The organism is Arthrobacter sp. AOP29-A2-19 (assembly GCF_058138025.1).
Genome location: NZ_CM176894.1, coordinates 3,029,180 through 3,049,910 on the forward strand (window position 1 = coordinate 3,029,180; position 20,731 = coordinate 3,049,910).

19 protein-coding genes and 1 riboswitch are annotated in these 20,731 nt (G+C 69.7%); of the genes, 9 read left to right on the plus strand and 10 right to left on the minus strand.

The window, feature by feature from the left end:
* The first annotated feature begins 45 nt into the window (after positions 1 to 45).
* Positions 46 to 1,434, plus strand: a complete 1,389-nt coding sequence (locus AC3ZJJ_RS13960) for an FAD-binding oxidoreductase (RefSeq protein ID WP_489892419.1) — start codon at positions 46 to 48, stop codon at positions 1,432 to 1,434.
* Positions 1,422 to 1,556, plus strand: a complete 135-nt coding sequence (locus tag AC3ZJJ_RS13965; protein WP_489892420.1) for an FAD-linked oxidase C-terminal domain-containing protein — start codon at positions 1,422 to 1,424, stop codon at positions 1,554 to 1,556. The genes AC3ZJJ_RS13960 and AC3ZJJ_RS13965 overlap by 13 nt, the downstream gene beginning before the upstream one ends.
* Position 1,557: 1 nt before the next feature.
* Here AC3ZJJ_RS13965 and AC3ZJJ_RS13970 read toward each other — a convergent pair whose 3' ends face one another.
* The 8 genes from AC3ZJJ_RS13970 to AC3ZJJ_RS14005 are packed head-to-tail and all read right to left on the minus strand — an operon-like array spanning position 1,558 to position 11,147.
* Entirely contained in the window at positions 1,558 to 2,391 is an 834-nt protein-coding gene (locus tag AC3ZJJ_RS13970) for a transporter substrate-binding domain-containing protein (RefSeq protein WP_489892421.1), read from the minus strand.
* A gap of 45 nt (positions 2,392 to 2,436) precedes the next feature.
* Positions 2,437 to 3,675 (minus strand): acyl-CoA dehydrogenase family protein, encoded by a 1,239-nt coding sequence (locus tag AC3ZJJ_RS13975; RefSeq protein WP_489892422.1) that lies wholly within the window; start codon positions 3,673 to 3,675, stop codon positions 2,437 to 2,439.
* Between the two features lie 31 nt (positions 3,676 to 3,706).
* Positions 3,707 to 4,930 carry an acyl-CoA dehydrogenase family protein gene (locus AC3ZJJ_RS13980; RefSeq protein WP_489892423.1) on the minus strand — a complete coding sequence of 408 codons (1,224 nt, stop codon included), beginning with the start codon at positions 4,928 to 4,930 and terminating at the stop codon, positions 3,707 to 3,709.
* A 43-nt stretch (positions 4,931 to 4,973) separates the two neighbouring features.
* Positions 4,974 to 6,410, minus strand: a complete 1,437-nt coding sequence (locus AC3ZJJ_RS13985) for an LLM class flavin-dependent oxidoreductase (protein WP_489892424.1) — start codon at positions 6,408 to 6,410, stop codon at positions 4,974 to 4,976.
* A gap of 7 nt (positions 6,411 to 6,417) precedes the next feature.
* Positions 6,418 to 7,524 carry an ABC transporter permease gene (locus AC3ZJJ_RS13990; protein WP_489892425.1) on the minus strand — a complete coding sequence of 369 codons (1,107 nt, stop codon included), beginning with the start codon at positions 7,522 to 7,524 and terminating at the stop codon, positions 6,418 to 6,420.
* The gene (locus AC3ZJJ_RS13995) at positions 7,521 to 8,537 is read right to left on the minus strand and encodes an ABC transporter permease (protein ID WP_489892426.1); all 1,017 of its coding nucleotides are present in this window, start codon (positions 8,535 to 8,537) and stop codon (positions 7,521 to 7,523) included. Before AC3ZJJ_RS13995 ends, AC3ZJJ_RS13990 begins: the two co-directional genes overlap by 4 nt.
* A complete protein-coding gene (locus AC3ZJJ_RS14000; RefSeq protein WP_489892427.1) occupies positions 8,534 to 10,072 on the minus strand; it encodes a sugar ABC transporter ATP-binding protein in 1,539 nt (512 codons plus the stop codon). The genes AC3ZJJ_RS13995 and AC3ZJJ_RS14000 overlap by 4 nt, the downstream gene beginning before the upstream one ends.
* Positions 10,056 to 11,147, minus strand: coding sequence for a substrate-binding domain-containing protein (locus AC3ZJJ_RS14005; protein ID WP_489892428.1), 1,092 nt, complete (start codon positions 11,145 to 11,147; stop codon positions 10,056 to 10,058). Before AC3ZJJ_RS14005 ends, AC3ZJJ_RS14000 begins: the two co-directional genes overlap by 17 nt.
* Before the next feature lie 92 nt (positions 11,148 to 11,239).
* Positions 11,240 to 11,336, minus strand: a riboswitch (SAM riboswitch).
* 275 nt (positions 11,337 to 11,611) lie between these two features.
* On the opposite strand from AC3ZJJ_RS14005, the gene AC3ZJJ_RS14010 reads away from it, so the two are divergent.
* The 3 genes from AC3ZJJ_RS14010 to AC3ZJJ_RS14020 all read left to right on the plus strand — a co-directional run bounded on the left by AC3ZJJ_RS14010 (position 11,612) and on the right by AC3ZJJ_RS14020 (position 13,675).
* Positions 11,612 to 11,890, plus strand: a complete 279-nt coding sequence (locus AC3ZJJ_RS14010; RefSeq protein ID WP_489892429.1) for a hypothetical protein — start codon at positions 11,612 to 11,614, stop codon at positions 11,888 to 11,890.
* Between the two features lie 169 nt (positions 11,891 to 12,059).
* Entirely contained in the window at positions 12,060 to 12,815 is a 756-nt protein-coding gene (locus AC3ZJJ_RS14015) for a ZIP family metal transporter (RefSeq protein WP_489895853.1), read from the plus strand.
* A gap of 182 nt (positions 12,816 to 12,997) precedes the next feature.
* Positions 12,998 to 13,675, plus strand: a complete 678-nt coding sequence (locus AC3ZJJ_RS14020; RefSeq protein WP_489892430.1) for a ribonuclease activity regulator RraA — start codon at positions 12,998 to 13,000, stop codon at positions 13,673 to 13,675.
* A gap of 5 nt (positions 13,676 to 13,680) precedes the next feature.
* Here the strand turns inward: AC3ZJJ_RS14020 and AC3ZJJ_RS14025 are convergent, their stop codons facing one another.
* The gene (locus AC3ZJJ_RS14025) at positions 13,681 to 14,379 is read right to left on the minus strand and encodes a GntR family transcriptional regulator (protein WP_489892431.1); all 699 of its coding nucleotides are present in this window, start codon (positions 14,377 to 14,379) and stop codon (positions 13,681 to 13,683) included.
* Positions 14,380 to 14,471: 92 nt separating this feature from the next.
* Between AC3ZJJ_RS14025 and AC3ZJJ_RS14030 the strand changes: the two genes are divergently transcribed.
* The 4 genes from AC3ZJJ_RS14030 to AC3ZJJ_RS14045 all read left to right on the plus strand — a co-directional run bounded on the left by AC3ZJJ_RS14030 (position 14,472) and on the right by AC3ZJJ_RS14045 (position 19,136).
* Positions 14,472 to 16,046: an ABC transporter substrate-binding protein gene (locus AC3ZJJ_RS14030; protein WP_489892432.1), complete on the plus strand. Its 1,575-nt coding sequence runs from the start codon at positions 14,472 to 14,474 to the stop codon at positions 16,044 to 16,046.
* Between the two features lie 179 nt (positions 16,047 to 16,225).
* The gene (locus AC3ZJJ_RS14035) at positions 16,226 to 17,587 is read left to right on the plus strand and encodes a hemolysin family protein (RefSeq protein WP_489892433.1); all 1,362 of its coding nucleotides are present in this window, start codon (positions 16,226 to 16,228) and stop codon (positions 17,585 to 17,587) included.
* A complete protein-coding gene (locus AC3ZJJ_RS14040) occupies positions 17,580 to 18,620 on the plus strand; it encodes a hemolysin family protein (protein ID WP_489892434.1) in 1,041 nt (346 codons plus the stop codon). Before AC3ZJJ_RS14035 ends, AC3ZJJ_RS14040 begins: the two co-directional genes overlap by 8 nt.
* Before the next feature lie 39 nt (positions 18,621 to 18,659).
* A complete protein-coding gene (locus AC3ZJJ_RS14045) occupies positions 18,660 to 19,136 on the plus strand; it encodes a DoxX family protein (protein WP_489892435.1) in 477 nt (158 codons plus the stop codon).
* A 12-nt stretch (positions 19,137 to 19,148) separates the two neighbouring features.
* Here the strand turns inward: AC3ZJJ_RS14045 and AC3ZJJ_RS14050 are convergent, their stop codons facing one another.
* Complete coding sequence (locus AC3ZJJ_RS14050; protein WP_489892436.1) at positions 19,149 to 20,696, minus strand: GMC family oxidoreductase; 1,548 nt, start codon at positions 20,694 to 20,696, stop codon at positions 19,149 to 19,151.
* Positions 20,697 to 20,731 lie beyond the last annotated feature (35 nt).

Sequence of the window (20,731 nt, forward strand, 5' to 3'; positions counted from 1 at the left end):
GCGCCGCGACGGCGGCGCGGGCCCGCCGAACCGAGGATTCCCACCGTGCCACCGAAAGCCACCGCACCACTTCCGCGCCCGACCCCACCCCTCCCGGCCCCACCCCGCCCGGCGGTACCGGGCACCATCCCGGTGCTGTCGCGCGGCGGCGGCGAGTGGCCCGCGGAGGCAGGTCCGCTGGCCGCTCGGGTGGTCGACGCGCTGTTGGAGGTCCTGCCCCGCGGGGCCGTCATCTCCGATCCGCCGGAGATGGCGCCCTACGCCGCGGACGCGTCCGGACTGCGGGCCGGGGAGCCACCGGCCGCCGTGGTCCTGCCCGTCTCGACGGAACAGGTGCAGGCCACCATGCGGGTCGCGACGGCCCTGCGGGCCCACGTGGTGGTCCGCGGCGCCGGCAGCGGGCTGTCGGGCGGGATGATCGCGCCACCCGGGGGCATCGTCCTGTCGATGGACCGGATGAACCGCATCCTGGAAATCCTCCCCGACGACGAGCTGGCCGTGGTGGAGGCCGGGGTCGTCACCGGGGACCTGGACCGGGCCGCCGGCGGGCACGGCCTGCGCTACGCCCCCGACCCGGCCAGCGCTGACTTCTCGACCGTCGGCGGCAACGTCGCGATGAACGCGGGGGGCCTGCGCTGCTGCAAGTACGGGGTGACCCGCGAGTCCGTTCTGGCCCTCGAGGTGGTTCTCGCCGACGGGACGCTGATGAGGGTGGGCCACCGCACCATCAAGGGCGTCACGGGGCTGGACCTGGTGGGCCTGTTTGTCGGCAGCGAGGGGACACTGGGCGTGGTTGTCTCGGCGACGCTGCGGCTCCGGCCGCTGCCGGTCGCCACGGAGACCATGGTGGCGTTCGCCGGGTCCCTGGCCGAGGTGGGCGCGGCCGTCCAGGCGATCACGCGCTCCCGCGTCCAGCCGTCCGCCGTCGAGCTCCTCGACGAATCGTCGCTGCTGAGCATCGACGCCAACCGCGGCACCAGGCTCGCCTCGCGGGGCCGGGCGATGTTGCTGCTGCAGACCGACGGCCACGGCGCCGCCGCCGAAATGGCGGAGCTCGAACGGGTCGTTGCGGGCGCCGGGGTCGCCCCGGAGCGCCTGCACGGCGAGGAGGCCGAACACATGGTGGAGCTGCGCAGATCGGGGCGCGGCAGCAAGCCGGACACGTGGCGCCTGGGCGAGGACGTGGCGGTTCCGCGGTCGCGGCTGGTGGAGATGATCGCCGCGATCGAGGTGATCGGCGCGGAGCACGGGGTTGAGGTGGGATGTGTCGCCCACGCCGGGGACGGCAATCTGCACGTGGGGCTCTTGGCTCCCATGCGCGACGGCGAAACCGAGCCGCCGGCCTCCATCCATGCGGCGGCGGAACGCGTGGTGCTGACCGCCCTGGGGCCCTGGGCGGAACCATTACCGGCGAGCACGGTGTGGGCGCGCTGAAGCGGCCCTGGCTGGCGGGCGAGCTGGGCGAGCGGCAGGTGGAGCTTCAGCGCTCGGTCAAGACGGTGTTCGATCCCCTGGGACTGCTGGCGCCGGCGTCGTTCCTGGCGCGGGAGCCCTAGGCTAGCCGAACCAGGGCTTCTTGGCGGCCTCGTAGGTGCCGTCGTTCTTGGCCATGTTCAGCCACTGGTCGACGTACTCCCGGAAGACCTCGTCGCCCAGCGGCAACAGGTAGGCCTTCTGCGAGAAGTTGAATGGTTCCTCCGGGTGGACCGCGCAGAGTTCCGGCTTCTCGTTCGCGACCCACATGGTCTCCGACGCGTCGGTGGTCATCACGTCGGCCCGCCCGGCGATGATCTCGTCGAAGATGGCGTTGTTGTCCTCGAAGCGGATGACCTCGCCCTTGGGGTAGTGCTCCTCGGCGAACTTCTCGTTGGTGCCGCCAATGGGCGTGATGGAGCGGACGCCCGGCTTGTTGATCTCGGCGATCGTGTCGAACCGTTCGACGTTCGCGCAGAGGGTGATCGGGGTCTTGCCCTCGTCCAGCGTCGCCTCCGTGAAATACGCCTGCTCGGCGCGCTCCAGCGACACGGAGACGCCTCCGACGCCGATGTCGCACTTCGCGAGGAAGTCCGGCATCAACTCCTTCCACGTGGTCGGGACATACTCCACCTCCACCTCCAGGCCGGCGGCGAGGTCCTCGACCATCGTCACGTCGATGCCCTCGTACTCCTTGGTCTTCGGATCCAAGTACGTGAACGGCCGGTAGTCCCCGGTGGTGCAAACCTTGAGGACACCGGCCTCCTTCACGCCTTCGAGCCTCGAACCGGGGGCGGAGTCGGAGCCGGGGGACTCCACGGCGGAGGCGGAACCGGCGGGATCGGCGGCGGGCCCGCCGGTGCAGGCGGTCAATGTGAGGAGCGCGAGTGCGGCGGCGGCGGCGGTTTTCTTGTCCATGGGGGTCCCTTCCGAGCGTGGCGTGTGTCCCCCGACACTATCGGGCTACTTGCCCGCCGATGCCCCGATCGCCCAGATGCGCGGCAGCGGGGTCCCCTGCACGGCATGCCCACCCACCAGCCGGGCCTTGAAGACCCACGGGTTGTGGTTGCCCGCGGTTCGGGCGTTCCGCCAGTGGCGGTCCAGGTTCTTGGTCGTGCTGGTGGCGGAGGCGGCGAGCGCATCGAACGCGTGGGACACCGCCGCCAGCACCAGCGGCGTCAGCGCGATCTGCGCCTGCGCCGAGGCGAGCTCCGCGGCGTCGTTCGCCGCCTCGTCATGCTCCTCCGTGACCGTGCCTCCATGCCGGCCGAGCGCCGCCTCGTAAGCGCCCTGCAGCGCCCGGGCCACGCGGTCCACGGCCCCCTCGGCCACGAACGCCGCCGACGAGACCTCGCCGATGACCTGAAGCAACTGCGGATCCTCGCTGGCGCGCTCCGCCGCGCCGTGGCTGAAGGTGCGCTTGCGCGCGCCCAGCTCGGCCGCGAAGTCGCGTTCCGCTGCGCGTGCGCTGCCGGCCAGGACCGTCAGCAGCACGGCCTGGTAGAACGCCGTCTGGTACTTGAAGCGCGTGTCGAAGTCGATCAGGTGCGCTTCCTCCACCACCGCGTCCGTGAACGTGCTGGTGCCCGTACCCGTGGTGCGCTGGCCGAATCCGTCCCAGTCGTCGTCGAGCCGCACGCCGGGCTGGTGCGCGCCGACGGCCGCGATGACGCGCGCGCCGGTGTCCGTCCGCTCCGCGTAGGTGTCGATCCAGTCCGCGTAGATGCTGCCGGTGGAGTAGTACTTGGTGCCGTTGACGACGAACCCTCCCCTGCCGTCGGGCGTGACCTTGGTGAGGACGTCGCCGACCTTCACGGCGCCCACCTCGGTCCACGAGTTGCCCACCAGCTCGCCGGCGGCGAAGCGCGCCAACCACGCGTCGCGGGCCGGGCCCGGCGCCGCGCCGAGCCGGTCCTCGACGAACGCGAAGTGGCCCCGCAGCGCCTGGCTGATGTTGGCATCGGCCGCCGCGAGCTCCGTCAGCAGCGCGAACAGCTCCGGCAGGTCCGCCCCCGCGCCGCCGTGGGACTCGGGGACGCGCAACGCGCCGAAGCCGGCAGCGGCCAGCTCCCTGATCGCTTCGCGGGGAAGCGTCTGGGTGCGGTCGCGCTCGGCGGCTCCGGCCGCGATGGACCCGAAGATCGGTCGGAAGCGGGCGGAGAGCGCGGCGAGCCGGCTCTGGTGTTCGTGGGTGGTGGTCATCTTGTCCTCCTGGCGTGTGGGGGCCGGTCGTTTAGGTGTAGAGCGAGAGCGGCTGCAGCTCGCCGTGCAGGAAGTACGCTCCAACCTCGATCTTCTTGTAGTCGACGGGGTCGTGGAGCGTGTGGGTGCGCACGTTGCGCCAGTAGCGGTCCAGCCCGACGGCGTTGCTCGTCGAGCTCGCGCCCGTCACCTCGTAGATGCGGTTGGCCACCTCGATGCCCACCTCGGTGGCAACGACCTTGAGTTCGGCGATCGCGACGGCGTACTCGCCGCGTTGCCCGGCGGTCAGCGACGAGGACCGCGCCACCTCGGCGTCGTAGCGGCGGTTGAGCTTCTCCGCCAGTGCCTCGACGGCGGCGGTCCGCGCCTTGAGTTCACCGAGCGTGCGCTGGAAGATCTTGTCTTGCGCGTAGCTGTCCGCCTCGGACAGGAACCAGGCGTTCTTGCGGCCCAGCAGCAGCTCGCGGCCCTGGGCCAGCGCTCCCTGCGCGACGCCGAGGTAGAAGTTGCCGAAGCCCAGCTGCACGCCTGGGGTCAGGAGCGAGGCGATCGGCTCGTCGGTGATTTCGCCCAAGACGTCCGACGGGTGGACCGGAACGTCCGTGTACCGCACCGAGCCCGACGCCGTGAGGCGTTGGCCCAAGTGGTCCCAGTCCCCCAGCAGCTCCAGGCCCTCGCGGGTGGTCTCGAGGACAAAGGCGAGGACCTTGCCGTGCTCCGCCCCGCCCTCGACGGCGGCGTCGACGATGATGACGTCACCGACGCCGGAACCGGTGGAGAAGCGCTTCAGCCCGTTGAGCCGGTAGCCGTCGCCCTCCGCCGTGAGGACCAGCGTCGGGTCGACCGGGTTGACCGAGTCGCCCCACAGCCACGCGCCCTCGACGGTGCGCCGCCACCACGCGGCCTGCTCCGCGGGATCCGCGTAGAATCCGATGCCCGCCTGGTTGAAGTAGTGGTAGGCGAGAAGCTGCGAGATCGAGCCGTCGGCGGTGGCGAGGATGCGCACCGTTTCGAAGGCGGTCTCGAAGTGGCCCCCGCCGCCCCCGAATTCGGCGGGGACCAACAGGTTGATCAGGCCGGAGGAGCGCAGGAGCTCCGCCTCGGCGACGGGGTTCCGGTTGGCGCGGTCGCGCTCCAGGACGTCCGCGGCCAGTCGGTCCGCGACGGTCTGGGCGACGGCCCTCCACTGCTCGACTTCGGCCCCGTCGGCGGCGCCCGCCCAGGGGGTGCGGCTGAGTGTTCCGGTGGTGGTCATGGTGTTCCTTCCGTTCGGGTGCTGCACAACTGGGTGCGCCGGGTCAGGCCTGGGCGAGGATGGCGTCCGGAGTCTCCGTGGCCTTGGCGTCGGCCGCGCTGGGGCCGCCGGAAAAGGCGCCGCGGTAGGCGGCCGCCGGATGGTCCTCCGCCACGCGGGCGTTGCCCTCGCCGGAAAGGTACTCGCGCAGGGTCGAGCCCAGGTACTTGTCCCAGACCCGGCCGCGCTTGCGCAGCTCGGGCACCACCAGCTCGGTGAACTGCTCGAACGAGCCCGGCGTGATCGCGTAGGCCAGGTTCATGCCGTCGAGGCCGGCGACGTCGACCCAGCGCTCGATCTCGTCCGCGACCGTCTCCGGGGACCCGACCAGCACGGGGCCGATCCCGCCGATCCCGAGGTAGTCGGCGATCGAGTTCGGCGTCCAGGAGCGGGACGGGTCCGCGGTGGTGAAGATGGACAGCGCCGAGCGGGCCGCGTTGGTGTCCAGGTACTTCAGTTCCTCCTCGCTCGCGTAGCCGGAGAGGTCCAGCCCGGACCATCCGCCGTAGAACGTCATGGCACCCTCGCGGGAGGAATAGGACTGGTAGTCGCGGTGCAGCTTCTCCGCCTCGGCGTCCGAATCGGCGACGACGGCGGTGACCAGCGCGTAGAACTTGGAGGCGTCGCGCGGGCGCCCGGCCTCCTCCAGGGCGTCGCGGGTGGCGTCCGTGGACTTGCGGGTGATCTCCGGCCGGATCGAGTTCAGGAAGATGCCCTCCGCATGGCCCGCGCCGAACCGGCGGCCGCGCGGGGACGCGCCGGCCTGGAAGATCGCGGGGGTGCGCTGCGCCGACGGCTCGGACAGGTGGATGCCCGGGACGTCGAAGTATTCGCCGTGGTGGTTGATCGGGTGGACCTTGGAGGGATCGGTGTAGATGCCCCGCTCCCGGTCCTTGACCACGGCACCGTCGTCCCAGGACCCCTCCCACAGCTTGTAGACGACCTCCATAAACTCGTCCGCCAGGTCGTAGCGGGCGTCGTGGTCCAGCTGGCGGGACATGCCGAGGTTGCGGGCCGCGGACTCCAGGTAGCTGGTGACCACGTTCCAGCCGATGCGGCCGCCCGTGAGGTGGTCCAGCGTGGAGAACTTGCGGGCCAGCGCGTACGGCTGCTCGTAGGTCAGCGCGCTGGTGACGGCGAACCCGAGGTTTTGGGTCACGGCCGCCATCGCGGAGATCTGCATGAACGGATCGTTCAGCGGCACCTGGTCCGCATCCAGCAGCGCGGGTGCGCTGGAGTTCCTGTAGACGTCGTAGATTCCCAGGACGTCGGCGAGGAACAGGGCGTCGAACGTTCCCTTCTCCAGGGTCCGGGCCAGGTCGGTCCAGTAGCCGATGGTGTTGTAGGTGTCCGCCCGGTTGTCCGGGTGCCGCCACAGGCCGGGGCTCTGGTGGGTGGGAGTGGTCATGTCGAAGGCGTTGAGGCTGATGCGCTGTGCCATGGTTTTCCTACTTTCGCGAGGTGGCGGCGGACGGACGGGCGAAGAGGCGCCCGAAGGCGGCACGGCCCAGGGTGCCGGGACCGCTGTTCCCGCCGCGGGACAGGAGCACGCCGAGGAGCAGGATGGCCAGGAGGACCACGCCGCGCCCCAGTCCCTGCCAGAAGAAGGACAGGCCCACGAGGTTCATGCCGTTGCTCAGCAGCGCGAAGACGAGGACCCCAACCAGCGTCCCGGGGACGGACACGCGGCCGAAACGGCTGAGCGTGGCGCCGATGAAGACCGCCCCGATCGCGTCCATCAGGTACGCCTGGCCGCTGCCGGGGACAAACCCGTTGGCCCGCGACGCCAGGATGACACCGGCGAACGCGGCCACCAGCGAGCAGAGCAGGTACGCGCTGACGGTGATCCGGTCGACGCGCAGTCCGGAGATGCGTGCGGCGTTGGGCTGTTCGCCCGTGACCGTCACGGCCCTGCCCCAACGCGTGCGGCCAAGCAGGAGGGCAACCACAACGGCCACGGCGGCCGCGCTCACGATCACGCCGTCCAGGTCCAGGACGTACCCGCGTCCCAGGAGGGCAAACTCCAGGGGAACCCGCGGCTTGGACAGGTAGATCGGGGCCCCTCCGCCGGTCAGCAGCTGCTGGACGCTGGTGCCGATGAACCAGACGCTCAGCGTGGCGAGGAACGGCGGGATCCGCAGGCCCACGATCAGCGCGGCGTTCACGGCCCCGACGAGCAGGCCGAAGAGCAGGCCCGCGACGATGGCGACCCAGGCGCGGTAGCCGTCGGCGATCAGTGCCGCCGCGGCCAGCGCCGCGAGGTCCAGGGCGACGCCGATGGACAGGTCGATCCCGCCGGCGCGGACCACCACGGTCAGACCCACGGCCACCAGGGCCAGGATGGCCATCTGCCCCAGCACACCGAGGAGGTTGTCGGCACTCAGGAACACCGGTGAGAGCAGGCTGAACACCAGGAGGATTCCGGCGAGCGCCAGCGGCGCGATGAGCCGCGGGAGGACACGTGCGACCGATCCGGACGCTCCGGCGCGTCCCGGCCGCACGGAGGGGGTTGTGGCGCCGTCGTTGCGGACGGTTGGTTCTTGGGTCAGCGTCATTTCGAGACGCTCCTTCCACGGACGACGACGACGGCGAGCACCAGCAGGATGAGGACACCCTTGGCGGCGCCCACCCATTGGCTGGGAACGCCCATCAGGGTGAGGCCGTTGGTCAGGCCCGCGACGAACACCGCGGCGACCACGGTGCCGGCGACGTTGACCACCAGGCGCCGGGAGAACACGGTGGACATGTAGGCCACCAGGATGATGTCCAGCAGGATCTGCGCCCCGATGCCGGGGACGGCTGCGGAGAGCCTGGACGCGAGCAGCACGCCGGCGATCCCGCCGAGCAGGCCGCTGACGACGTAGCTGGCGAACCGGTAGCGCCCGGGGCTGAGCCCCGCCACCGACGCGGCCGTGGGGTTCTGGCCCACCGCGTGGCTGTTGACGCCCCAGGCGGTGCGGTCCAGCGCCCACCAGGCGGCGAGCGCGACGAGCAGCAGCACAACAACGGCGGACGGCAGTCCCACGACCGTGCCCTGGCGCAGCCAGACAAAAACGCCGCCTTCGAGGGCCACCTTGATGTTTTCGCTGACCACCAGTTCCAGCGACGTGGCGATTCCCATCGTGGCGAGCGTGGCCAGCAGGGGCCGCAGTCCGAGGACCACGGCGGTCCCGTTGACCGCCCCGATGGCGGCGGAGACGGCCAGCCCGACGACGACGGCCAGTGGGACGCCCGCGCCCGAGGCGACGGCGACGGCGGTCACGGTGCCGGCGAGCCCGGCGACCGCACCGATGGACAGGTCGATGCCGCCCTCCAGGACGTCGTCGCCTCCGGTGACGATCACCACGGCCAGACCGATCCCGGCGACGGCGAACACCGCCGCCTGGTTCAGGACCGAGGCGAGGTTGGACAACTGGAGGAAGTGCGGCGATCCGACGGCGAAGACGCCGAGGACCAACACAACGATCGCGTACCCGGCCCACGTGATGACCGATGGCCGTTTGTGCGGGGGCTTGGCGGCGCCCGTTCCCTCGCCCGCTCGATCGCGCAATACTGTGGCGGTGCTCATGCGTACTCCTTGGCGTTCTGCGTGGAAACGGCCGCGGCGCCGGAGGCGATCTCCAGGATCCTGTCCGTGGTGACGTCGGTTCCGGAGAGCTCGGCCGCCACCTTTCCGCGGTAGAGGACCAGGGTCCGGTCGGCGATGCCGACCAGCTCCTCCAGGTCGACGGTGACGACGAGGACCGCGGCGCCGGCGTCGACCAGTTCCTGGATCTGTTCGTAGATCTGCGAGCGGCTGCCGACGTCGACCCCGGACGTGGGCTGGTCGAGGACCAGCACGGAGGGTTTGGTCGCGAGCCACTTGGCCAGGACCACCTTCTGCTGGTTCCCGCCGGACAGGCTTCCGCCCACGGCGGCCACGTTGGCGGGCCGGATGTCGAGTTGTTTGACGAGTCCCTCGGCGAGCTTGCGCTCCCGTGCGGGCGAGATGAATCCGAGAAGCCGGGAGACGGCCTTCAGGCTGGCGACGGAGAGGTTCTCCTGGACGGTGTTGCGCACAAAAAGGCCGTCCCGCCGCCGGTTCGACGGCACATAGGCGCCGCCGTGGGCAACAAAGTCGGCGATGGTTCCCACTGGCTTGCCGTTGAGCACCACCTCGCCCCGCCGCCGGCCGGTTCCGGTGACCGCGTCGGCGACCACGTCGACGCCGGAGCCCACCAGCCCGGTGATCGCGACGACCTCGCCGGCCCGTACCTCGATATCCAGGGACTCGAGCGCGCGCGGGACCGTCAGCGCCTCCACGCGCAGGGCCGGCGTGTCCGACTGCGGCCGGCGGGGCGCGCGGCCGTGCTCGAACTCGACGACCTTGCGTCCGACCATCAGCTCGACGACGTCCTCGAGCGTGCCCGACCGCAGGTCCACGTCGCCGGCATTGCGCCCGTTGCGGAGCACCGTCACGCGGTCGGTGATCTCGTGCAACTCCTGAAGGTAGTGGCTGATGTAGATGATGCCCACGCCGTGCTCCTGAAGCCGGCGCAACGTGCCGAACAACTGCTCGACCTCGCGGGCGGCCAGCGGCGCGGTCGGCTCGTCCAGGATCAGGATCCGCGGCTCGGAGAGGACGGAGCGGGTGATCTGGATGAGTTGCTGCTGCGCGACCGTGAGCCGCTCCACCAAGAGCGACGCGTCGATGTCCTGACCGGTGACGCGCAGGATGTCGGCGGCGGCCCGGGCCTCGATGGACCGGGCGCGGATCCAGCCTCGCCCCAGTGTCCGCTGCCCCAGGTACAGTTGCTCCGCGACGGTGAGCTTGGCGGCCAGGTGGCGGTCCTGGTGGATCACGTGGATGCCCAGGGCCTCGGCGTCTGCCGGCCTGAAGACCGGGACGGCGGCGCCGCCCAGCTCGATGGTGCCCTCGTCGGCGGTGTGGAGCCCGGTGAGGATCTTGATCAGCGTGGACTTGCCGGCGCCGTTCTCGCCGACCAGGCCCAGGATTTCTCCGGCCCGCAGCGTCAGGTCGACGTCGGCGAGGACGCGGGCGGCACCGAAGGTCTTGTTGATGGCCCGCATCGCGAGCAGCGGTGGGTTAGATGCCAAGGTCATTGCGCACCTGGTTCACGTTGGTCTTGTCGATGAACACCGGGGACAGGTAGCTGGTCCGCGTGACCTCGTCCTCGCGACCGCCCAGGAACAGGGCCACGTTGGCGGCGGACTGCGCGGCCATGGCCTTGGTCTGCTGGGCCACCGTCCCGGTGTAAGAGCTCTCGGGATCAGCGATCAGGTCCAGCGCGCCGGGCTCGGCATCGACCCCGTAGAGCTTGATTTCGTCGCGGCCCGCGCTGTCGATCGCCTGGGCGGCGCCGATCAGCGGGATGTCCCAGCAGCTCCAGACGGCGTCGATCTCGCCCTCGGGCAGTCGGCGCAACTGGTCCTGGATCTGCTTCTTGGCGTCCTCGATGGTGCCCTCGTACTTGTCCTGGAGTTCGGGCTGGATGATCTCGATGCCGGGGTAGTCCTCCAGGACCACCTTGAGCTCGTTGTAGCGGATGCGGCACGGGGCGACCCCGGGGAAGCCGTTGAAGGCCAGGATCTTGCCCTGGCCATCGATGTCCTCCGCGAGCGTGCGGGCGAGTGTGGAGCCAATGACCCAGTTGTCGCTGGTGACGTTGTTGATGCCGTATTCGGACTGGAAGTCGATGGTGAAGAGCGGGATGCCGGCGTCGTCCACCTTCTTCAGCGCCGGGGTCAGCGTCTGCGCGTCGCCAAGAATCACAACGATGGCGTCGGGGCGCTGGGTGACGAGGTTTTCGACGTCGGTGACGTGCTTGTCGTCCTTGGCCTCGGCCTGGGTGGCGATCACCTTGCCGCCGCGCGCCTCGACGCTGGCCTTGAGTTCGTCGTACACGACCCGGCTGAAGTCGTGGACGATGTCCTTGGCGGCGATGCCGATGGTCTTTCCCTCCAGGGACGGCGCGTCGGCCACGGCGGCGTTGTCCGCGGCGGGGGCCGCGGCGGCCGCGGCACCCGCGGCCGGCGCCGCACCGGCGGGTGCAACGGGTTCCTTCAGCGAGCAGCCGGTGAGGATGATCGCGGCCGCGGCGGCCAGTCCGATGGACTTGAGGAGTCCGCCCGCCAACGGCGTGGAGCGAGGGGTGGGAGCTGCGTGGGTCGGGTGCATGGGGTTCCTTCAACTGTGTGGATGTCGAAGAAATCAGCGAAACGGCAGACGGCAGCGAGGGGGCACCCGTGATGACGGCCGGAATCGTGAGATCTCCATCGGTCCTGGCCGAAGCACTATCCGTGGATGGAGTCCACGGACTTGCTGCGGCGTCGTTGAGCCAGGTCTCTCAGCCGCTCTGGATGGTGTCCTTCAATTGAACCAACGGCTCCCGGGTCGGCGGATTGTGTCGTCATGGTCCGTCCCTTTTGCTCAACATGCGGTCACGGGGCGTCACCTGGGGATCGCGCGCACGTGCCGGCCGGCCCGCGGCGGCGTAATGATCGGACGCGGGGGGACATGTGGGACACATTCGTGCTTGCGCGGCACATCGACTGCTAATGGCCGCACGGTCCACCATCCATTCCCTATGACGCGGCCGAATCCTAAAATGAAGCCACGGCGTCGAAGGACCGGTGAGTGCGATGAAGCGACTGGGCTCCACAAAAAAGCAGGACCATCCAAGCGAGAACCCGCTGCGCGACATGGAGGGGGTGGGACCACACGGCGTCCACACGTCGGCCGACAGCCCGGGCCTGCCGAATCTGGCCGGGGCCCAGAACCCCGGCCCCGGAACCTCGCACATCTTCTACGGCGAGGACGGGCGACTGCCGGACGAGGCGGCGGGCCCCCGCGAACTCCAGGGGCACCTCGGCGCGGACGGCTGGTTGCGTCGGCTGTTCCGGCGTCGTTCGGTGCGTTGAACGCGAGGCGACCGGGCGGCTGACCGGGCAGCAGCGGTCCCTGGCCGGTCCTAGGATGGGGCATGACCTCCCCGCAAACGTCGTGGCCCGTGCGCGGGCCCCATAACAACGTCGCGCGGGCGTCTCCCGCGACGCATCGCCCGGCGGCCGGCCCTGGGCGCGGGGCATGATGCCCGATTGGCTCACGGCCCTCGTGGCGGGAACCCTGGGCGGGTCGGCGCTGCTCGTGGGTTGCGCCATCGCGTGGAAGTGGCGCATCCCCACCAAAACGGTCTCCACGGTGATGGCTTTCGGCGCGGGGGTCCTGATCTCGGCACTCGCGTTCGAACTGGTCGGCGAGGCCGTCTCGACGGGAGGCATGTCCGCCACGGTCATCGGGTTTATCGTCGGCGCCGCCCTCTTCGCCGGGGCCAACGCGATGCTCGCCGCCCGCGGCGCCAAACACCGCAAGCGGTCCGGGCCGCTCCAACCGGGCGAGGACGAGCACCCCGGAAGCGGGACCGCGATCGCCGTCGGGGCGCTGCTGGACGGCATCCCCGAATCGCTGGTGCTCGGGCTGGGGATCGTGGCCGGGGGCGCGGCGAGCCCCGCCATGCTGACCGCCGTGTTCATCTCCAACGTGCCAGAGGGGCTCGCCAGCACCGCCGGAATGAAGCGGGCGGGCCGCGGGGCCGGCTACGTCTTCGGTGTGTGGGGCGGGATCGCCGTGATGTCCGGCATCAGCGCCCTTGTCGGCTACCTGGCGCTGCAGACGGCCCCCGATCCCCTCGTCGCGTTCATCAACGCGTTGGCCGCCGGCGCGATCCTGGCCATGGTCGCGGACACGATGATCCCGGAGGCCTTCGAGGAACACCATGTGATGACCGGGATGACGGCCTCCATGGGCTTCGTCGCCGCGCTTGCCCTGCACCACGCGGGCGGCTGAGTCCCGGCACCTCTTCCGTGTGCGTCTGTCCTCCTGTAGCTTGAGCGTTGGTATCTTGGTATACCAATTTATTCGACTCATCGAAAGGAAACATGGTGTCGGTAGAAGCAACAGGTCAGTCCGGTCGGAGCGCAGAAACAGAGGCACCGGCGAGCGCCCAGGCCCCACTCAGCCAGCAGGCCATGGCCGCGCTCCACTCGGTGGGCACCGCGACCATTACCACCCAGCTACTCGCCCGCGGGTTCCGCAACACGTTCCTTGAGGGGCTGTCCGTCTCCAATCCGTCCCGCCAGCGAATGGTCGGCGAGGCCTTCACGATGCGATCGATCCCTGCCCGCGAGGACATCGACGTCCCGGCCATCTTCCAGGACTACGACCATCCCCAGAGGAAGGGAGTCGAGTCCGTTCAAGCCGGTCAGGTCCTCGTGATCGACTCCCGCGGGAAAAAGCGAGCCGCCTCGCTGGGCCACATCCTGGCCACGCGCCTGCGGGCACGGGGCGCCGCCGGCGTGGTGACCGACGGCTCGCTCCGGGACATGGCCGGATTCGAGAAGCTGGACCTTCCCACGTTTTCGGCGGGCCCGTCCCCCACCACCAATCTCGCCCAGCACCACGTCGTCGACTTTCAGGTACCCATCGCCTGCGCCGAGGTGGCCGTCTACCCGGGAGACATCATCGTTGGCGACCGCGACGGCGTTGTCTGCGTCCCTCGGCATCTGGCCGAAACCGTGGCTATGGACTCCCTGGAGCAGGAGAGGCTGGAGGAGTTTGTGCTGGGGCAAATCGAGGGCGGGAGGCCGCTGCGCGGAACCTACCCGCCCAACGAGGAGACGATGCGGGCCTACCGGGAGCAGCGTTGACCCTGCTAGCGCCCGGCCCGTTCGCTCTCGGCGGCCCGATCGATCGAGGCGGTGATGTGGCGGCGCATCAACTCGGCGGCGCGCTCGGGGTCCCCGCCATGGGCGGCCTCGAAGATAGCCTCGTGTTCAGCACCCTCCGCCTCCCAACGCGGCCAGTGCTCCCAGAGCACACCGACCACGGCAAGCGCGGTCAGGTCCTGCAGGCTGTCCAGCGCCTTGACGATGAACGTGTTCTCGCTGCTCGCGTACATGCCTCGGTGAAACCGTCGGTTCGCCAGGGCCCGGGCCGCGTTGTCGCCCGCGGCAGCGTGTCGGCGCGCCTCGTCGAGGGCCCGGCGTGCCGCCGCGAAATCCGGATCCACCCGCGCGGCATCGACGATGGCCCAGGGTTCCAGCAGGACACGCTCTTCATAGACGTGCCGGATGTCGGTGAAGCTGAGACTGCGGACCGCGATGCTGCGCTGCCCGACGGCGACAAGTCCCGAACGCTGCAGCACGATCAGAGCCTCGCGAACCGGTGTCTTGGAGACCCCCAGCTGCTCGGCGATCTTGCGTTCCACCAGCACCTCGCCCGGCTTCAAGCGCCCGGAAAATATCGCGCCCTTAAGCGACTCGACGATCATTTCGGTGCGCGTTGGGGCCGCATCCACAGGCGGGAGGGGGGACGGGAACGCGGAATCCGACAGCAACGTCATGGTCGTCATGATAGGCCACCGCTCCACTGAGGCCGGCGCCCCGGAGGACCAACGACGCCTGCAACCACCACTGTCCACCACAGACTCCAGAGGAACCAATGATGCCTTCTTCTTCCACCACACAACCGGGCCCGTTCAGACGCCTCCGCACGCCCCTCGCCCTGGCCGCCGCCTCCACCGTCCTGCTCGGCGGCTGCAGCGTCGCCAATTCCGAGCCGGACCCCGCCGCCGGTGGCGCCGGCACGCTGCGCATAGCACTGGCCATCGAACCGACGACGCTCGAGGCCTGCGATTCGACCCTGTCCTCCACGGGCATGCTCGTCCGATCGAACATCACCGAGCCGCTCATGGAACGGAACCCGTCCTCGGGCGAGCTCGAGCCCCTGCTGGCCACTCAGTGGCGGGCCACGGGCGAGAAGGAGTGGACATTCACGCTGCGCGAGGGCGTCGCCTTCCAGGACGGCACCCCGTTCAACGCGACGGCCGCCGCGGCCGCGATCGACCGCGCCGTCAACGGCAAGCTTGGCTGCGACGTCGAGGGCCAGGTCTTCGGCGACGCGGATGTCGCGCTGGACGTTGTCGACGAGAAGACGCTGGTCGTCACCACCGAGACTGCGGACCCCGTCCTGCCCCTGCGCCTTTCCTTCATCGAGATTGGATCCCCGGCCGACGGGGCGGCGGACGCGAAGGTGCGCGAACCGGTCGGCACCGGACCGTACGCCATCGAGTCGTGGGACGCCGGAATCAAGATCTCCCTGACGCGCAACGACTCCTATTGGGGCGAGGCGCCCGCCTACCCCGCCGTCGACTACCAGTGGCGCTCCGAGGGGACCGTGCGCGCGGCCATGGTGTCTGGTGGGGAGGCGGACATCGCCACCGGCATCAGCTCGGCCGACGGCGCCGGCGACCTGGCGGTGACCTACCCCAACAACGAGACGGTGGCCTTGCGCTTCAGTGGCGACATCGCCCCTCTGGACGACATCCGCATCAGGCAGGCGGTCAACTACGCGATCGACCGGGGCGGCATCACCGGGTCCCTCTACGCGGGCGAGAGCGAACCGGCCGAGCAGATCGTTCCGCCCGGCGTCGTCGGATTCAACGAGTCGCTGGAACCGTGGGAGTCGAACCTGGACAAGGCCAAGGAGCTGGTCGCCGAGGCCAAGGCGGACGGCGTGGACACCGGTGCCAAGATCACCATCGTGGCCCGCAACGGCCAGTTCCCCAAGATCTCGCAGTTGACCGAGGTTCTCCAGGAGCAGCTGAACCAGGCGGGACTGAATGTCGAGGCCAAGGTTGTCGAGACGTCGGTCGGCCTGCAGTACCAGGTGGAGCCCTTCATTAAGGACGAGGGCGCGATCGCCATGCTGGTCCAGCACGGCAACCAGGCCGGCGACGCCTCGTTCAGCGTGGATTCCTACATGGCCAGTGACGGATCCATGAGCATGTTCGGTTCTCCGGAGTTCGACGCGATCCTCGACGACGCCGCCACGAAGACCGGCGACGACCGGCAGGATGCCTACGCGGAGGCCTTCGAGTACGAGCGCGAGAGCCTGGTGCAGTTCGCCTTCGTTGCCCGCATGACCGGCCTGATGAGCAAGTCTCCGGGGGTGGACTACACGCCCAACTCCTCGACGAACGACGAGTTGCGGCTGGCGGAGGTCCGTCCGGCGGGATAGGCCGGGCCCTGGCTTTCGGACACGCTCCGCTCCGGCCGGCGCGGGCCCGATGCCCATGGCGTGTTCGCCCACACCGAACACGCCATGGGCCGGCGCAGCCGTCGCCTAGTGTTGAGGGACTATGGACGACCCTCCTTCTCTTTCGCCCCTGTCCCAACACACGGGAGAGGGGCGCGCCCATGTATGAGTTGATCATGATCGGAATCGGTCTGGTCCTGACCGTCGGCACAGGCCTGTTCGTGGCCTCCGAGTTCGCGCTGGTGAACCTCGACCGCAACGACCTCGAAGCACGTGAGGCCCGCGGCGAGAAGCGCCTGGGGCCCACCATCAAGGCCCTGAAAATCACCTCGACGCATCTTTCGAGTGCCCAGCTCGGAATTACACTGACCACCCTCCTGACCGGTTACACGTTCGAGCCGGCCATCAGCAGCCTGCTCGCCGGGCCTTTGGGGGCGGCCGGCTTCCCTGCGGCCGTGGTTCCCGGAATCGGCGCCGTCATCGGCATCTTTATCGCCACCGTCTTCTCGATGGTCATCGGCGAACTGGTTCCCAAGAACTTCGCCCTGGCACTGCCGCTGGGAACCGCCAAGGTTGTGGTCCCCTTCCAGGCGCTCTTCACCACGGTTTTCAAGCCGGTCATCCTGCTGTTCAACAACACGGCCAACAAGATCATCCGCTCCTTCGGGATCGACCCCAAGGAAGAGCTCTCCGGCGCCCGCAGCGCGGAGGAACTGAGCTCGCTGGTGCGCCGGTCCGCCCTCGAGGGCGTCCTGGACCTGGACCACGCCGCCCTGCTCCACCGCACCCTGCGCTTCTCCGACCACAGCACCGACGACGTGATGACACCCCGCGTGCGCATGGCCACCGTCGGGCTGGACGACTCGGCCGAGCAAGTCATCGAACTCGCCTCCGCCACCGGCTACTCCCGGTTCCCCGTCATCGGCCGCGACAGCGACGACGTGCGCGGCGTGATCCATGTCAAGCAGGCCTTCGCCATCTCCCTGGGCGAGCGCGGCACCGTGTGCGCGTCCGACCTGATGGTCGAGCCCCTGCGCGTGCCCGAATCCATGGGCGTGGACACGTTGCTGCTCCTGCTGCGCCAACAGGGCCTCCAGGTGGCCATCGTCTCCGACGAGCACGGCGGCACCGCCGGAATCGTCACCCTGGAGGACCTCGTCGAGGAGATCGTCGGCGAGCTCGAGGACGAACACGACCGCGCGCGGGTCGGCGTCGTGCGCACGGGGCGCTCGCTGACCTTCGACGCCTCGCTGCGCCCGGACGAGCTCCGGGACCGCACCGGGGTGAAGGTCCCCGACGGCGAGGAGTACGACACGGTCGCCGGCTTCGTCACGGACCAGCTGGACCGGATGCCCGAGCTCGGCGACGAGGTCTCCGTGGACTCCGGCGTCCTCCGGGTCGAGCGCGTGTCCGGCAACCACATCGAACGGCTGCGGTTTATGCCGGCCGAGACCGAGGGGACGCCCATGAGCCCCCACGACCGCATCGTCGAGAGCCTGACCAAGGAACAGACCCATGAGTGAATACCTTCCCGGCATCATCTGGCTGGTGGTGCTCCTGGTCGTCAACGCCTTCTTCGTCGGCGCCGAGTTCGCCGTGATCTCCGCCCGCCGCTCCCAGATCGAGCCGAAGGCCGAGGCCGGCAGCAAGGCGGCCAAGACCACCCTCTGGGCCATGGAGCACGCAACCCTGATGCTGGCCACCAGCCAGCTCGGCATCACCGTTTGCTCGTTGGTGATCCTGAACGTCTCCGAGCCCGCGATCCACCACCTGTTGGAGATCCCGCTGGGCCTCACGTCGCTCTCCGCTGAAGCCATCGGCATCATCGCGTTCGTCGCCGCGCTCCTGCTCGTGACCTTCCTGCACGTGGTCTTCGGCGAGATGGTCCCCAAGAACATCTCCTTCTCCGTGCCGACGCGGGCGGCCCTGCTCCTGGCGCCGCCGCTGGTCATGGTGGCCCGGATCTTCAAGCCGGTCATCTGGACCCTCAACGGGATCGCCAACGGCATCCTCCGCCTGTTCAAGGTGGAGCCCAAGGACGAGGCGACCAGCGCCTACACGCTGGACGAGGTCGCGAACATCGTGGAGCAGTCCACCCGCGACGGCCTGCTCAGCGACACCAGCGGAACGCTCACCGCGGCCTTCGAGTTCACCTCGAAGTCCGTCGCCGACGTCGAGGTGGCCATCCGGGACATGGTGATGCTGCCTGCGACGGCGACCCCCGCCGACATCCAGGGCGCCGTCTCCCGGCACGGCTTCTCCCGGTACATCCTGACGAACGAGGACGGAGAGCCGACCGGCTACCTGCACCTCAAGGACGTTATGGACCTCACGACGCCGGAGAAGTTCACCAGGTCCGTCCCGTCCAAGCGCATCCGCCGGCTGGCCTCGGCCTTCCGGGACGCCGAGCTGGAGGACGCGCTGGCCACGATGCGCCGGACCGGCGCGCACGTGGCACGGGTCTTCGACGCCGCGGGCCACACCACGGGCGTCCTGTTCCTGGAGGACATCATCGAGGAACTCGTCGGCGAGGTGCAGGACGCCACGAGTCGCTAGGCGCGGCGCCGTCGACTGCGGCGGTGTTAGCGTTCAGCAATGACGCGCACCAAAGCACGACTCGCCGACCTTGTGTTCCGTCCGGCGCCGAAAGTCTCGCTGCCCCGACTGATCGGCGCGGTGGTGCTAGGCGCTTCGCTGGTCTTCGCCGGGATCAGCCACCTCACCGTGGCGCGGCAGGAATTCCAGGCGCAGGTTCCGCCGTGGTTTCCGCTGGACAAGGACTTGGTGGTCCTGGCGTCGGGCGTGGTGGAGATCGGCCTCGGATCCGCGCTGATCGCCCTGCGCAGGCGCCGCGTCCCCGTGGGACTGTTCGCCGCGGCGTTCTTCATCCTGATCTTCCCCGGGAACGTTTCCCAGTACGTCACGCGGACGGACGGGTTCGGCCTCGACACCGACGGCAAGCGGCTGGTGCGCCTGTTCTTCCAACCCGTGCTGGTGCTGTGGGCGCTCTGGTCCACGGGCGCGTGGAGGGAACTGCGCGCGGCGCTCTCCCGGGAGCGCCCGCGCCGCTAACGCCCCCGCCGGCTAACGGCCGCCGAGCAGCATTCCCGCGGCCCGCTCCGCGATCATCACCGTCGGCGCGTTGGTGTTGCCCGTGGGGACCAGCGGCATCACGGACGCATCGGCCACGCGAAGACCGCGGAGCCCGTGGACCTTGAGCGTTCCCGGGTCCACCACGGCCATGTCGTCCACGCCCATGGCGCACGTGCCGACCTGGTGGTGGTAGGTCACCACGGACTCGCGGACGTACGCCTCCAGGTCCTCGTCGGAAACCGCGGGTCCGGGGTAGACCTCGGTCGGCGCCCACGGCGCCAGCGCGTCGGACCGGCCGATCTCCCGGCACTGCCTGACCGAGGCGACCAGCGCGTCGGCGTCGGCCTGCTCGGCGAGGGCACCGAGGTCGATCCTGATGGGGTCGTCCGCGTTCGGGCCGCTCAGCGTGATCTCTCCGCGGCTCTGTGGCCGCACCAGCCCGCCGAGCATCGAAAACCCGCCGTCGGCCCCGCCCATGGGGCCCTGCGAGTAGCCCTCCGAATACATGGGCACGGAGAAGAAGATCGGCTGGGTGTCCGCCACTGGCAGCTCGGGGCGGCTTTTCCAGAACAGGTGGACCTCCGCCGGGGCCACGTCCCCGATCGGGACGGGCGTCTCGGTGGAGAAGATGACCGGCGACAGCAGGTGGTCGTGCAGGTTCTTGCCGACGCCCGGCAGGTCGTGCACGGGATCGATGCCAGCGGCGCGCAACTCGTCCGCCGGCCCGATTCCGGAGCGCAGAAGCAGCTCCGCCGAGTTGATGGCCCCCGCGCACAGGACCGTTTCGGCGGCCCGCACCGTCCGGGCCCGCCCGCCGAGCTCGTACTCGACTCCGGCCACCGTCCCGTCCTCGACGATCAGCCTGCGCACGTGGGCCCCGGTGACGAGCGTCAGGTTCGGGTCGTCGGCGACGGGCCTCAGGTAGGCGTGCCACGTGTTGAAGCGCTTCCCGTCCCGCACGTTGAGCTGCATCCGGGACACACCCTCGACGTCGCCCGAGTTGTAGTCCTCGTTCAGCGGGACGCCCGTCTGGACGGCGCCTTCCAGCATGGCCTCCTGGACGGGGTTGCGCGGGAAGTCGCGGACCACGTCCAGCAGGCCGGAGTCCCCGCGGGTCTCCGATGCTCCGCCGTCGTAGTTCTCGATCTCCTTGAAGACCGGCAACACGTCGTCCCAGCCCCAGCCGGCGCAGCCGGCCTCGACCCAGCCGTCGTAGTCCCAGCGGTCGCCGCGGACCCAGATGGTCGCGTTGAGCGCGTGCGACCCGCCCATGACCTTGCCGCGCGGGAGGTGGATGCGGCGGCCGGCGGCCCCGGGCTGTTCGGTGGTGAAGTAGTCCCAGTCCTGCGGGCTGTGCCAAAGCGCCCCGAGGTTGTAGAGGTGCTCGATGTTCGGGTTGGTGTCCCGGTCGCCGGCCTCGAGGACGGCGACTCTCTTGCCGGCGTCGACGAGCCGGCGGGCCACGACGTTGCCGGCCGATCCGGCGCCGACCACGATGTAGTCGAAGTCCTGGGCGGTCTGGTTTTCCTGGTTGTCCATGGCGGGCCTCTCTGGAAGTGGGCAGGGCGGTGCCC

What these genes read in the sequence shown, in the direction of transcription:
- AC3ZJJ_RS13980 (WP_489892423.1), bottom strand. Translation starts at nt 4,930, where the DNA reads ATGACCACCACCGGAACACTCAGCCGCACCCCCTGGGCGGGCGCCGCC.
- AC3ZJJ_RS14040 (WP_489892434.1), top strand. Translation starts at nt 17,580, where the DNA reads ATGAGTGAATACCTTCCCGGCATCATCTGGCTGGTGGTGCTCCTGGTC.
- AC3ZJJ_RS14045 (WP_489892435.1), top strand. Translation starts at nt 18,660, where the DNA reads ATGACGCGCACCAAAGCACGACTCGCCGACCTTGTGTTCCGTCCGGCG.
- AC3ZJJ_RS14015 (WP_489895853.1), top strand. Translation starts at nt 12,060, where the DNA reads ATGCCCGATTGGCTCACGGCCCTCGTGGCGGGAACCCTGGGCGGGTCG.
- AC3ZJJ_RS13990 (WP_489892425.1), bottom strand. Translation starts at nt 7,524, where the DNA reads ATGACGCTGACCCAAGAACCAACCGTCCGCAACGACGGCGCCACAACC.
- AC3ZJJ_RS14035 (WP_489892433.1), top strand. Translation starts at nt 16,226, where the DNA reads ATGTATGAGTTGATCATGATCGGAATCGGTCTGGTCCTGACCGTCGGC.
- AC3ZJJ_RS13985 (WP_489892424.1), bottom strand. Translation starts at nt 6,410, where the DNA reads ATGGCACAGCGCATCAGCCTCAACGCCTTCGACATGACCACTCCCACC.
- AC3ZJJ_RS14010 (WP_489892429.1), top strand. Translation starts at nt 11,612, where the DNA reads ATGAAGCGACTGGGCTCCACAAAAAAGCAGGACCATCCAAGCGAGAAC.
- AC3ZJJ_RS13975 (WP_489892422.1), bottom strand. Translation starts at nt 3,675, where the DNA reads ATGACCACCACCCACGAACACCAGAGCCGGCTCGCCGCGCTCTCCGCC.
- AC3ZJJ_RS14005 (WP_489892428.1), bottom strand. Translation starts at nt 11,147, where the DNA reads ATGCACCCGACCCACGCAGCTCCCACCCCTCGCTCCACGCCGTTGGCG.
- AC3ZJJ_RS14020 (WP_489892430.1), top strand. Translation starts at nt 12,998, where the DNA reads ATGGCCGCGCTCCACTCGGTGGGCACCGCGACCATTACCACCCAGCTA.
- AC3ZJJ_RS14000 (WP_489892427.1), bottom strand. Translation starts at nt 10,072, where the DNA reads ATGACCTTGGCATCTAACCCACCGCTGCTCGCGATGCGGGCCATCAAC.
- AC3ZJJ_RS13970 (WP_489892421.1), bottom strand. Translation starts at nt 2,391, where the DNA reads ATGGACAAGAAAACCGCCGCCGCCGCCGCACTCGCGCTCCTCACATTG.
- AC3ZJJ_RS14050 (WP_489892436.1), bottom strand. Translation starts at nt 20,696, where the DNA reads ATGGACAACCAGGAAAACCAGACCGCCCAGGACTTCGACTACATCGTG.
- AC3ZJJ_RS13995 (WP_489892426.1), bottom strand. Translation starts at nt 8,537, where the DNA reads ATGAGCACCGCCACAGTATTGCGCGATCGAGCGGGCGAGGGAACGGGC.
- AC3ZJJ_RS14025 (WP_489892431.1), bottom strand. Translation starts at nt 14,379, where the DNA reads ATGACGACCATGACGTTGCTGTCGGATTCCGCGTTCCCGTCCCCCCTC.
- AC3ZJJ_RS14030 (WP_489892432.1), top strand. Translation starts at nt 14,472, where the DNA reads ATGCCTTCTTCTTCCACCACACAACCGGGCCCGTTCAGACGCCTCCGC.